This is a genomic window from Lacrimispora sanguinis, assembly GCF_044987295.1.
Lineage (GTDB): Bacteria > Bacillota > Clostridia > Lachnospirales > Lachnospiraceae > Lacrimispora > Lacrimispora celerecrescens_B.
In genome coordinates this window covers 2720001-2732471 of record NZ_CP173277.1, presented here as the reverse complement: position 1 = coordinate 2732471, position 12471 = coordinate 2720001, and the positions used below count along the sequence as shown (strand labels likewise).

The following is a 12471-nucleotide window of genomic DNA, read 5'->3' as shown; positions in this document are numbered from 1 at the left end:
AAGGAGGGTAAGTATGCCGGAAAATAACGGGCCAGATGATAGAAAGACGGAGCCCCGTCGGTTTATCAATGAAAAGATAGTGAGACAGCCCATGTCAAAAAGGGATATGTTAAAAAGGGCCTTGGGCCTTTTTGCAACTGCGGTTATTTTCGGAATTATTGCAGCTGTGACATTTGCCGTATCCCGACCTGTAGCTGAACGATTTTTTACAAAAGGGTCCACCAGTGAAAGTATTCCTGTGACCATACCAAAGGATGATCCTGAAACTGTGCCTTCCGAGGCTGAGACCGGGTCTGTAGCTGAGACAGAACCGATTGAGGATATTTTAAAATCTGCTATGGAGAAATATCCATTTTCAGTGGATGATTTAAATACTCTTTATGGAAGCCTTAGAACTCTGGTCCAAAAAGCGGACAAGGGGATCGTAACGGTCCATTCCGTAAAAACCCAGACAGACTGGTTTAATAATCCTGTGGAAAACTCCAGTCTTTTCTCCGGAGTGGTGATTGCTTCTGCAAATCAGGAGCTCCTGGTGCTGACACCGGATGGAGCGGTGGAGGATGCGGAGGCGATTCGTGTGGCATTTTCCGACGGAACGGAAGTCCAGGGAACCATCAAGCAGACCGATAAGCTTTCCGGAATGGCCATTGTAAGCGTTTCTACGGCCGATCTTGGAAGGGCTTTGTTAGAGGAGATTAAGGCTATCGAGCTTGGAAATTCCTATTCCGTGAAGCAGGGGGATCTGGTTTTGGCCATTGGCGGCCCTGCCGGCATGGTCCATTCCACTGGATACGGATTTATATCGTATATAACGAAAAATGTACAAATTACCGATGGCATGACACGCATCCTGTATTCCGATGTGAAGGGAAATGCCGGGACCGGCACGTTCCTTATGAATACGTCGGGGCAGATCATCGGCTGGGTAACGGATGAACATAAGAATGACAGCAATAAGGATATGACAGCAGCTATGGCCATATCCGATTATAAGAGCATTTTGGGAAAAATGAGTAATGGGGTGGCATATCCATACTTTGGGATCAAAGGACAGGAAGTAAGTGCTGTCATGAACAGCAACGGTATGCCTCTTGGGGTATATGTGGTTGATGTAAATGCAGACAGCCCTGCCTATAGCGCCGGGATCCAGTGCGGCGATATTATAAGGACCATGGGAAAGGAAACCATTGTTACTATGAAGGACTTTCAGTCAGTGCTCGAAAATTCCAATCCAGGAGATGTAATTCCTGTGAGTGTTTCCCGCAATGGAAGGGAAGAATATAAAGAGATACAGTATCAGGTAACCATTGGAGCCAGGTAATCTTCCTGGCTTCCGTGTTGCCTGGGGTTAAGAATGTGGAGGAAAACAATGAGGTATGTAGAATCATTCCGTGAGGGAATTCATGTATCAGATGTGTATTTATGCAAAAATAAACAGATCGCCCTTACGAAATCGGGAAAAGAATATGGAAACCTGATTCTTCAGGACAAGACCGGGACTGTGGATGCCAAGATCTGGGATCTGGGATCTCCGGGAATCGGAAATTTTGAAACTCTGGATTATGTATACATAGATGCAGATGTTACCGTTTTCCAGAATTCCAACCAGTTGAATATTAAGCGGATCAGGAAAGCGGATGAGGGAGAATACGTTCCCGGTGATTATCTTCCGGTTTCTTCTAAGGATATCGGACTTATGTATGAGGAGTTTCTGGGCTTTATCCGGTCGGTTAAGAATCCTTATTTAAGAAAGCTCTCAGAAAGCTTTTTTGTGGAGGATGCCGCTTTTGCCAAGGCATTTCAGTTCCACTCTGCGGCAAAAAGTGTTCACCACGGTTTTGTGGGCGGACTTTTAGAGCATACCTTAAGCGTTGTAAAGCTGTGTGATTATTACGCCGGCTACTATCCGTTCATTAACCGGGATTTGCTCTTAACTGCAGCGATGTTTCATGATATCGGAAAAACCAGGGAACTTTCCACATTCCCGGAAAACGACTATACGGATGATGGACAGCTTTTGGGCCACATCATCATTGGAACAGAAATGGTGGGAGAGAGGATCCGGTCAATTGCAGGTTTTCCGGAAAAGACGGCTTCCGAGCTTAAGCACTGCATTTTGGCTCATCATGGGGAGCTGGAATACGGTTCTCCCAAAAAACCGGCTTTGATCGAGGCGCTGGCATTGAATTTTGCAGATAACACGGATGCGAAGATGGAGACCATGATCGAGGTATTAAAGGGCGCTGGAGACAATAACGGCTGGCTGGGATTTAACCGGTTGATGGAAAGCAATTTACGGAAGACATCTGAATAAAACAGAAAGGTGCATCAGTGATTTTTTAAATCCTGATGGCCTTTTTTTTATGTGGAAATGATTTGTTAATGAAGGGGAATGAAATTTTAGAATTTCTTTCGTTTTCTGTGCCCCTCCATTTAAGATTGCTTTCGTATCCTTTAATTAAAGTAAAATGATAGAAAATGTGGTATCATAAATTGGGATGCTGCGGGCGGCAGGTCCTATTAATTATCAGGTAACACCCTTTAGGGTTATATAGGCATACCTCTATGTCCGGAAAGAATGGACAGTAAGGTGAAAGGAGAGAGAACATGGAAGCAAACCATATCTTATTGGTAGAAGATGATAAAGAGATCAGAGAAGGAATTGAGATATATTTAAGGAGCCAGGGATACGAGGTATTCCAGGCGGCAGATGGTGTGGAAGGTCTTAAGATTTTGGAGAGGGAAGAGATTCATCTGGCTATTGTGGATGTGATGATGCCTCGAATGGATGGCATTACGATGACAGTAAAATTAAGAGAGACCCATGATTTCCCTGTAATCATCCTGTCGGCAAAGTCTGAGGAAGTGGATAAGATCATGGGGCTTAATATCGGCGCCGATGATTATGTTGCAAAGCCGTTTACCCCCATGGAACTGTTAGCAAGGGTGAATTCCCAGTTAAGGCGCTATAAAAAATATATGGATATGCTGGAGGCAAAGGAGCAGAGGGAGAAAAGCAATGTTTATTCCATTGGAGGTCTGGAGCTGAATGAGGACACGGTGGAAGTGACTGTTGACGAAAAACCGGCGAAGCTGACTCCCATTGAATTTAAGATACTGGCTCTTCTTATGAAAAACCCGGGAAGAGTGTTCTCTGCAGAAGAGATTTATGAGCGGGTCTGGAATGAACGGGCCATTAACACAGATACGATCATGGTTCATGTAAGGAAAATCAGGGAAAAGATCGAGATCAACCCGAAGGAACCGAAATATTTAAAGGTGGTGTGGGGCGTTGGATATAAAATTGAGAAACAGGCATAGAATCAGCATATTTCTGGCATTAATCGTAATTTTGTCGGCAGCATCTGTCATGGTGGGGCTTTATCCATTTTTTGAAAATGAATCAGCCAGATACGAGGAGCCTGTTTATGGGCAGGATGCGTTTCTTAAGCATCTTGTGCTGGGCAATTATGTACTTTATCTGGAACAGGCCCAGTATGAACAGGGCAGCGTCATATCTCCCTTTCAGTTCTATTTCCCTCTGGCAGAGGAGGAATTAAAGAATGGTGTGAACAGCCGGACTGCAGCCTCGGAAGGAGAGCCGGTTGCCATGGAAGGAGTGGATACCATTACCACTTCTGGGGATGAATCCAATGGATTGCCTGACCAGGAGGAGCGCATTGATTATTTAAAGGAGCTGCGTCAAAACTGTGTCAGACAATATGAATCCTGGAACCGGAATTTTAATGGCATAAGAAATTACCTGGATTATCAGATCCTTGATGGCAATGGCAAAGTTTTGGCTGATCATGCGGGAGGCCGCTCCATTGGTGGAAGCGATGAATATACGTTTAAGGCAGAGCTTCGTTATGATGATCTTGGGCGTATGCAGGCTGGGGCAGTAAGCGGAGACAATACGGTCAAACTTATGAATACCCTGGGGACGTTAGGGGATAAGGACCCCATGAGTGATCACTATTGGGAACAGTATCGTTATGAGACGGATTTAAAGCTGAAAAATCCAAGAAATGTTACCTTTGCTTATGGAATGAGACCCCAGCAGATTGCTGCATATGAAGATGAGAGAGAAACGGTCTGGAGCGCCTATAATTACTCAGGCAGCGTTTCCCGGATATTCTTTGGTCTGGTCTGTGCCGTAGCGATTGCAGCCTTTTTGCTCTCCTGTTTTGATCCTGACCTCCCGGAGTACAGCCGGATATTACGAACGCCTTTTGAAATCGTTGGGGGAGTCATCTGTGGCGGTGTATTTTTTGGCACAGGCCTTACCAATCTTGTGGCAGTAACAAACCGTGGAGACTTGTATGATGCTCTTATGCGAGCCAATTTTCTGCCGCTGGTGGCGGGAATTATGATAAAGCTCTGGAACCTGATGTGGTGGTCCATTCCGTTCGCTATTGTCTACTGGGCCGTATTATGTGTGCGTGACGTTATTCATATTGGCATGAAACGTTACTTTCATGAACGGACTTTATGCGGCTGGTTTTGGCAATGGATGAGAAATCTTTGCCGTAAGGTTTATAATTTTGTGGGGAATATCAACCTGCAGGAACGGTCAGACCGGACCATTTTCCGCATTGTTGGAGTGAATTTTATTATTCTGTCTGTCCTTTGCAGTCTATGGTTTTTCGGAATCGGTGCTTTGATTCTTTATTCTATTATTTTGTTTATTGTAATGAGAAAGTACTACAGGGATTTAAGTGACAAATACCAGATTCTTTTAAGGGCTACAAACCAGATTGCAGAGGGTAATTTAGAGGTTGCCATAGAAGAGGATTTAAGTGTGTTTGAGCCATTTAAGAAGGAAATACAGAAGATACAAAGCGGGTTCAAGGTTGCTGTCGGCGAAGAGGTGAAAAGCCAGAAGCTTAAGACCGATTTGATCAGTAATATGTCACATGATTTAAAAACTCCTTTAACGGCTATTATTACTTATGTAAGTCTCTTGAGGGATGATAAGACGACACCGGAACAGAGGAAGGCTTATATTGATATTCTGGAACAGAAGTCGATGCGTTTGAAGGCGCTCATAGAGGACTTGTTTGAAATCAGTAAGGCGAATAGTAATAACGTGACGCTGAATCTGGAGGATGTGGATATTGTCAGCCTGTTAAAGGAAGTCAGCCTGGAGCTAAGTGATAAAATTGAGGAAAGTACCATTGATTTCAGATGGAATCTGCCAGATGAAAAAATCGTTCTACCTCTGGACAGCCAGAAGACTTATCGGATATTTGACAATTTATTGACGAATATTATTAAATATGCAATGCCTCATACCAGGGCGTATATTGATATGAAGAAGGAAGGGGGTTATGTGGTCACTACTTTGAAGAATGTTTCGGCTGCAGAGCTTACCTTTAATCCGGATGAAATAACGGAAAGGTTTGTCAGAGGGGACCAGGCACGGAACACGGAAGGTTCCGGCCTTGGAATGGCGATTGCAAAAAGCTTTGTGGAGCTGCAAAACGGCAGGCTTCAAATAGAAGTGGAGGCTGATTTGTTCCGGGTGATTATACGGTGGCCGATTTCTCAGGATTAATTGCTGCATGAGGAAACTATTCCTAAACTTCTTGAAAACGGGGAAAGAACTGTTTATACTATAGGTAAACGTACCAGTTACTGGCGGATGAGTTTTAAATGAGAAATAACTTTTGATATTTCTTTCCGTTTGTAAGCTGGGGAGAAAATTAGGAAAGAGAGGTTACGGTTATGATAATACAGAGCAGACGGGTCTGGATTGCTGGACAGTTCATCCCGGCACAGCTTCAAGTGGAAGGTGAAAAGATTAAGGCAGTCCTTGAATATGGTGAGATGGCGGCTGATCAGGATTACGGGGATGATAGGATTGTTCCGGGATTTATTGATATTCATACCCATGGAGCTTATGGTTATGATACCAACGATGGGGAACCGGAAGGATTGCGGGAATGGATGAGACGGATACCTGAAGAGGGAGTGACTTCCATCCTTCCGACTACTGTGACCCAGATGCCGGATGTGCTGACAAAGGCGGTTGCTAATGTGGCAGCTGTGGTGGAAGGCGGATATGAAGGGGCTGAGATTCTTGGAATCCATTTTGAAGGGCCTTATCTGGATATGAAGTATAAGGGGGCCCAGCCTCCGGAGGCAATCGCGACTGCATCTATTGAACAGTTTAAAGAGTATCAGGAATCGGCTAAGGGGTTGATTAAATATATTACGCTTGCGCCGGAGCATGATGTTAATTTTGATTTAACGAGATATTGTAAGGATACTGGTGTGGTGGTAAGTATGGGACACTCGTCTGCGACTTATGAGCAGGCGCTTATGGGGATTGCCAATGGGGCTACCTCTATGACTCATGTGTATAATGGCATGACACCTTATCATCATAGGGATCCTGGGCTGGTTGGAGCTGCGTTCAGGGTGAGGGATATTTATGGCGAGATCATTTGTGATGGGTGCCATTCTCATCTGGCTGCGCTTAATAATTATTATGCGATTAAGGGCAGGGACCATGCGATTATGATTACGGATTCTCTTTGTCCAAAGCATTGCGCCGCTGGAATGGATTTTCAGCTGGGTGGGCATAGCATTGAGATTAGGGAGAATGGCCTTGCTTATCTGAAGGGGACGGATACGATTTCGGGTAGTACGCTGAAGGCGAATAAGGGGCTGAAGATTTTGGTGGAAGAGGCTATGGTGCCTTTTGATTCGGCTTTGAATTCTTGTACGATTAATCCAGCTAAGTGTTTGGGTGTTGATGATAGGAAGGGCAGACTGGTTGCTGGGTATGATGCGGATTTTGTAGTTCTTAGAGATGATTATGATGTGGTTCAGACTTATTGTAGAGGTGGGGCGATGTTGTAGGAGAAGTGAGATAGTAAAAGATTGAGTTTGATTGTGCTGCCCGTTAGTCCGCAGTGCTCAAGCTCGAATCCGCTTCGCTACTTCTCGCTTGACGGCTGTCGCCGTATGTCCTCAAAATCAAAAGAGCCCATAAGAATGCTGGCATTCTTATGGGCTCTTTCATTTTTGAGGACGCACTGCTCGTAGCTTTACAATATCCGTACATTCTTCAATGCTCCGGTTTTTGAAAACTCTGTCCATTCACAAACATTTACTGCATGATCCCCAATTCGCTCTAAATATTTTGCTACCATTAACAAATCAATGCACTGATCGATATGCTCGTTGGAATGCTTTAACAAATCAACCACATCATTCTTCACCTTATCGAATAATTCATCAACCACATCATCCTGCTTTTCAATCTGCTTTGCAGTCTCTAAATCCTGATTGATAAAAGCTTCGATGGAGCAGCGGACCATTTCACGGGCGGCGGTGGCCATGGAAGGGATATGGCGGACTACGTGGTAAACGTGTTCTCCTTTTATGCGCAGGATGAGTTCAGCGATGTCGGAAGCGTGATCGCCGATACGCTCTAAGTCCGTAACCACTTTTAAAGCGCTGGAAACCACTCTTAGATCGCCTGCAACAGGCTGCTGGCGTAAGATGATGGAGAGGCAGCGGGCCTCGATGGAACGCTCTAGGTCGTTGATGGTACGGTCTCCTTTTATGATATCCTCTGCTTTTTCAAAATCCTGGTCTTCAAATGCCACAAAGCACTGTTCAATGGAGGTTTCGACCATTCGCCCCATTTCTTTTATGTCATGGTTTAAAAGGCTTAACTCATGCTCATAATTAACTCTTGTTGTCATTGCTTTTTCTCCTTTATTGTTCTATATAAAATGGATCAGCCGAAGCGTCCTGTGATATAGTCTTCGGTTCTTTTGTCCTTAGGGGCAGTGAAAAGCTCGGTTGTGGGAGCGTATTCCACCACCTCTCCTACAAGGAAAAAGGCAGTATTATCTGCGATTCGGGTTGCCTGTTGCATGTTGTGGGTAACGATTGCAACTGTGTACTTTTCTTTCAGCTCATCCATCAGGTCTTCGATTTTCAGGGTTGAGATAGGGTCTAAGGCTGAGGTGGGCTCATCCATAAGCAGTACTTCCGGCTCAACTGCCAGGGCGCGGGCGATACAAAGACGCTGTTGCTGGCCGCCGGATAGGCCGAGGGCTGATTTTTTTAAACGGTCAGATACCTCATCCCAGAGAGCTGCTCCTTTTAAGCTTCTTTCCACTATATCGTCAAGCTCGGATTTATTCTTTATACCATGGATTCTTGGGCCGTAGGCTACATTGTCATAGATGCTCATTGGAAACGGGTTTGGCTGCTGAAATACCATACCGATTTTTTTTCGTAAAAGAGTGGTGTCGACTCGGGGATCATAGATGTTTTCTTCATCTAAAAGAACCTCTCCTTCTATTTTTACGCTTGGAACCAGGTCATTCATTCGGTTTAATGTTTTTAAGTAGGTAGATTTTCCGCAGCCGGATGGGCCGATAAAGGCAGTAATTTTATTTGTGAAGAGATTTAGGCTTACATCCTTCAGTGCGTGATTCGTTCCATAATATAGATTTAAATGGTTGGTTGAAATTTTTACTGTATTGGTATTCACGATTCTTTGACCTCCGTATTGAATTTATGAGACAGAAATTTTGCAAGTCCGTTTATTGCCAGTACGATGACCAGAAGGACAACGGCAATTCCGAAGGCCTGGCCGTATTTGGCCTTTTGCATGCATAAGTACAACTGAATCGTCAGGGTACCGCCCGATTCAAATATCTTCCCGAAGAAGTCCTTTGGAAGGAGGTAACCGCTTCCTGCCGTAAAGAGAAGGGCAGCGGACTCTCCCACGATACGGCCGATGGCCAGGATAATTCCGGTTACAATGCCTGGCATGGCGCTGGGAAGCAGAATGGTCCGGATCATATACCATTTGGTTGCACCGATGCCCAGTGCACCAGAACGGTAGCTTTCCGGAACGGTTTTTAAGGCTTCCTGAGTGGTTCTGGTAATAAGGGGAAGAACCATGATGGATAAGGTTAATGCACCGGTGAGGATGGAATAGCCAAGGCCCAGGGTGTTTCCAAAAAACACATAACCAAAAAGTCCGAAGATAATGGAGGGGATACCTGCCAGGGTCTCTGTGGTGAATTCGATGATTCGTACCGCTTTTCCGCCCTTTGCATATTCGTTTAAGTAAATGGCTGCGCCAACGCCTAAGGGAGTGGCGATTAACAGGGTAATGACAACGACATATAAGGTGTTAACAATATTTCCGACGATACCAAAGGTTCCTTTAATGGTACTTGGCACAGTGGTCAGAAATTCCAGGCTTATTTCGGGAATGCCGCGAACAAACACATAGCCCATGATTCCGACCAGGACCATAATAGAGATGGAAGCGCATAAGTAAATAAGAAACGTTAAGAAAGAATCGGAGATCCGGTTTTTCTGGTTATAAATGCTATGTGTTACTGCGGATTCTTTTTGAACAGGAATAACGATATCATTTGTCATGGCTTTCCTCTCCTTTCTTTAACAGGTTGTTAAGGGTAATGTTAATGAGCATGATAAAAGCAAATAGGACAAGACCTATGGTAAAGAGCACCTGTTTGTGGAGCCCGGCGGAATAAGACATCTCTGATACGATCGCAGTAGTAAGGAAACGGACCGAATTAAAGGGAAGAGGCATATTTACCGAACTTCCGGACACCAGACTGATGGCCATTGCTTCACCGATGGCCCGGCCTGTTCCAAGGACAATCGCGGTAATGATACCGGATTTTGCTGCCGGAAGGACCGCACTAAAAATCGTCTGGATCTTTGTAGCTCCAAGAGCCAGGGAGGCACTCCTAAGGTGCTGCGGAACAGCACGGAGCGCTGATTCACTGATGTTGATAACCGTAGGAAGAATCATTAAGGCCAGCACTAAAACAGCGGAGATCAGATTCGCACCTCCGGTAAACTGGTGAGTGGTGGATCCTGCAAATATTTTTAACTCTATTTTATACATTAATGGGTTTAAAATCAAGATACCAAGCAACCCATAAATAACGGAAGGAATACCGGCTAACAGCTCTACTGCCGGGCGCACGATGTTGGTTAATCTTTCAGGGGCAACTTCAGCCAGGAAAACGGCAGTCATAACGCCAATGGGAACGCCGATCAGGATCGCCAGAGCAGTTCCAATGATAGAGGTCAGAATGACATAGAGGATACCAAAGCTTGGTGTAGCGGCTGCCGGCATCCAGATGGTTCCGAACAGAATATCCAGAATCCCCACCTTAAAAAGTGCCGGCGTACCGCTTATGATCATGTACAGAGTGATAGAGGCCACAGCCAAAACGGCAAAGAAGCCACAGACAGTAAAGATCACTTCTGCAGCATGCTCGACTCCTGATTTACTTCCGTGGCCACCAAATATGGAATAAGATTTTGGTCGCATATAACAGCTCCTTTCAAAACGGGGACGTAGCATAATCATCCGGCTGCGTCCCCTGTAAATATTATCGTTATGCAGTATAAGAAGAATTTCTTTTCAATTAGTTTGCCGGGATTAAACCAACGGCTTTCACTAAATCTTTTCCTTCATCTGAATAGATGTAGTCAAACAATGCCTTCACCAGATCACTCTGCTCAGATATCTCTCCTTTGGTAGCCATAACGAATGGACGGCTTAAGAAGTAGGAACCTGCCTTGATGTTTTCCGGAGTTGGTTCTATGCTTTCCAGCTTCATGGTCTTGACGGTATCATCAAGAACGTCCAGAGATACATAGCCAATGGAGCCTGGAGTGGAAGCGGCCTTTGCCATAACTGCGCCGGTGCTGTCCAGCTCATTGCTGTATTTGCATGCATCTTCCAGCTTTAACAGTTCTTCAAAAGCAGTTCTTGTACCGGATCCTGCCTCACGTCCAATCACAACGATCGGCTGATCGGCTCCGCCTAATTCCTTCCAGTTGGTAGTTGTTCCGTTGTAGATGTTGATCAACTGGTCTTTTGTTAAATTATCAACGGTATTGGCCGGATCAGAGACAACGGCGATACCATCGATTGCAACGATATTTTCAGCAACACCTTTTGCTTTTTCTTCATCTTTTAAATTACGGGAAGAGTTACCGATATCTGCAGAACCATTGGTAACTGCTTCGATTCCTGCGCCAGAACCTACAAATTCGGCCTGTACGGTAACGCTCGGATATTTTTCCATAAAAACTTCACTTAAAGCGGTTGCGAATTTCTCCATAGAGGTAGAACCAACCATGCTGATAGAACCCTTTAAATTAGAGGCAGTATCTTCTTTTGCGGTTGTCTCGTTAGCGGTTGTCCCACTTGTAGTGCCAGCCTCGGTTTTGGTATCAGGAGCCTGTGTCTCAGCATTTTTGCTGCCGCAGCCAGCTAAAGTACCCATTGTAAGAATAGCCATTCCAGCTAATGCAAGAACCTTAATGTAATTTTTTTTCATATTTACTTTCTCCTCTTTTCTCTTTAAAATTGCTTTCGCTTACATCATGGAGTATATCAGCCGTAAAACTTTTCTGATATCATGTTTTAGTATAGAAAATGTAAAGGTTGTGTAAATCCTTTCAGATCTATTTATTTCCTATTAATAGTATTTGCAGGATGGGAAAATGAAATTCCTATATTTTAGTTAAGAAGGATAGCCGGCATAGAAAAAGCTGTTATAATTACAAAAAACAGCCTTTTGTTTGCAAAAATTCACGGGATGGACTGGACAGAATGGGAGGAAATATGGTAAATTGGAACGTGCGCTTATTTTATAGTAGAAATAAAAATAACATTCCGTAATTTAAGAACGGATACAAAGGATACGAGACAGGAGGGCGTTTTCATGGGAGCATATCAACTGAAAGTCACGATCAAAGGCAGCAAGCCGCCGATTTGGAGAAGGGTTCTGGTACCGCAAGGGATAACCTTTGGAAAGTTGCACCAGATGATTCAGACAGCATTCTGCTGGTCCGATGAACACCTGTATGAATTTGAATTCCGTTCTGAAGGGGTTCGGGTAGTTCCGGGAACAGAGGATAGGTCCCAGAAATTTCAATACCTTTTAAGTGATGAAACCATTGACAGTCTGGTATCCGGTACCAGCAAGTTTACATATACCTACGGCATTGACAAAAACTGGGAATTAAACATCCAGGTAGAAGATGTGGTGGCTGATTATAAGGAAAGCTGGGGACAGGTTGTAAAATTCAAAGGAGATTGTGTCCCGGAAAACTGTGGAGGCATCGCCGGGTACTATGATCTTTTGGAGTCAGGTTCAAAAGAACTGAAGGAATATGACATGTCTGCAGTCAATAAACGTCTGGACCAGAGTTCTGATGCTTCATCGGAAGAAGTTCATATAGCAGAAGTTTATGATTGCTATGATAAAGGCAGTATTCTTGAGATTGCAAAAAGACATGGTATGAATGGACTTTCCAAATTTAAAAAAGAAGAGCTGGTGGAACGAACACTCGCTCATATTCTGGACCAGAAAGTAATGAGCCGCTATTTCCTTTGCGCTCGTGATTCAGAAATAAATTTATTTGAGCAGTTGGCGT

The 12471-nt window shown here is 44.4% G+C and carries 11 protein-coding genes (1 of these 11 cut by a window edge); 6 read left to right on the top strand and 5 right to left on the bottom strand.

What is annotated here, in order from left to right; genetic code table 11:
* Positions 1-13: 13 nt before the first annotated feature.
* The 5 genes from ACHZES_RS12630 (at position 14) to nagA (ending at position 6867) form a co-directional block, all read left to right on the top strand.
* On the top strand, positions 14-1321 hold the full coding sequence (locus tag ACHZES_RS12630; protein ID WP_395549101.1) for a S1C family serine protease: 1308 nt from the start codon (positions 14-16) through the stop codon (positions 1319-1321).
* 48 nt (positions 1322-1369) lie between these two features.
* Positions 1370-2314 carry a 3'-5' exoribonuclease YhaM family protein gene (locus tag ACHZES_RS12625; protein ID WP_395549100.1) on the top strand — a complete coding sequence of 315 codons (945 nt, stop codon included), beginning with the start codon at positions 1370-1372 and terminating at the stop codon, positions 2312-2314.
* 293 nt (positions 2315-2607) lie between these two features.
* Entirely contained in the window at positions 2608-3321 is a 714-nt protein-coding gene (locus ACHZES_RS12620; protein WP_038284221.1) for a response regulator transcription factor, read from the top strand.
* A complete protein-coding gene (locus tag ACHZES_RS12615; protein ID WP_154527089.1) occupies positions 3293-5557 on the top strand; it encodes a sensor histidine kinase KdpD in 2265 nt (754 codons plus the stop codon). Before ACHZES_RS12620 ends, ACHZES_RS12615 begins: the two co-directional genes overlap by 29 nt.
* Before the next feature lie 170 nt (positions 5558-5727).
* Positions 5728-6867, top strand: a complete 1140-nt coding sequence (gene nagA / locus ACHZES_RS12610; protein WP_154527087.1) for an N-acetylglucosamine-6-phosphate deacetylase — start codon at positions 5728-5730, stop codon at positions 6865-6867.
* 188 nt (positions 6868-7055) lie between these two features.
* On the opposite strand, the gene phoU is transcribed toward nagA, so the two are convergent.
* The 5 genes from phoU to ACHZES_RS12585 form a co-directional block, all read right to left on the bottom strand.
* A complete protein-coding gene (phoU, locus tag ACHZES_RS12605; RefSeq protein WP_038285159.1) occupies positions 7056-7718 on the bottom strand; it encodes a phosphate signaling complex protein PhoU in 663 nt (220 codons plus the stop codon).
* Positions 7719-7753: 35 nt separating this feature from the next.
* The gene (pstB, locus tag ACHZES_RS12600; RefSeq protein ID WP_025231091.1) at positions 7754-8518 is read right to left on the bottom strand and encodes a phosphate ABC transporter ATP-binding protein PstB; all 765 of its coding nucleotides are present in this window, start codon (positions 8516-8518) and stop codon (positions 7754-7756) included.
* A complete protein-coding gene (pstA, locus tag ACHZES_RS12595; RefSeq protein WP_038285153.1) occupies positions 8515-9423 on the bottom strand; it encodes a phosphate ABC transporter permease PstA in 909 nt (302 codons plus the stop codon). Before pstA ends, pstB begins: the two co-directional genes overlap by 4 nt.
* On the bottom strand, positions 9413-10351 hold the full coding sequence (pstC, locus tag ACHZES_RS12590) for a phosphate ABC transporter permease subunit PstC (RefSeq protein ID WP_038285151.1): 939 nt from the start codon (positions 10349-10351) through the stop codon (positions 9413-9415). The genes pstA and pstC overlap by 11 nt, the downstream gene beginning before the upstream one ends.
* Positions 10352-10448: 97 nt before the next feature.
* Positions 10449-11369 carry a phosphate ABC transporter substrate-binding protein gene (locus tag ACHZES_RS12585; protein ID WP_154527085.1) on the bottom strand — a complete coding sequence of 307 codons (921 nt, stop codon included), beginning with the start codon at positions 11367-11369 and terminating at the stop codon, positions 10449-10451.
* Positions 11370-11756: 387 nt separating this feature from the next.
* Between ACHZES_RS12585 and ACHZES_RS12580 the strand changes: the two genes are divergently transcribed.
* On the top strand, positions 11757-12471 hold the start of the coding sequence (locus ACHZES_RS12580; protein WP_395549098.1) for a plasmid pRiA4b ORF-3 family protein. It continues 854 nt past the right edge of the window; only the first 715 of its 1569 coding nucleotides appear in the window; it begins with the start codon at positions 11757-11759; its stop codon lies off the right edge, out of view.

Coding starts and splice junctions, on each gene's coding strand:
- ACHZES_RS12630 (WP_395549101.1), top strand. CDS start 14: ATGCCGGAAAATAACGGGCCAGATGATAGAAAGACGGAGCCCCGTCGG.
- ACHZES_RS12625 (WP_395549100.1), top strand. CDS start 1,370: ATGAGGTATGTAGAATCATTCCGTGAGGGAATTCATGTATCAGATGTG.
- ACHZES_RS12620 (WP_038284221.1), top strand. CDS start 2,608: ATGGAAGCAAACCATATCTTATTGGTAGAAGATGATAAAGAGATCAGA.
- nagA (WP_154527087.1), top strand. CDS start 5,728: ATGATAATACAGAGCAGACGGGTCTGGATTGCTGGACAGTTCATCCCG.
- phoU (WP_038285159.1), bottom strand. CDS start 7,718: ATGACAACAAGAGTTAATTATGAGCATGAGTTAAGCCTTTTAAACCAT.
- pstA (WP_038285153.1), bottom strand. CDS start 9,423: ATGACAAATGATATCGTTATTCCTGTTCAAAAAGAATCCGCAGTAACA.
- pstC (WP_038285151.1), bottom strand. CDS start 10,351: ATGCGACCAAAATCTTATTCCATATTTGGTGGCCACGGAAGTAAATCA.
- ACHZES_RS12585 (WP_154527085.1), bottom strand. CDS start 11,369: ATGAAAAAAAATTACATTAAGGTTCTTGCATTAGCTGGAATGGCTATT.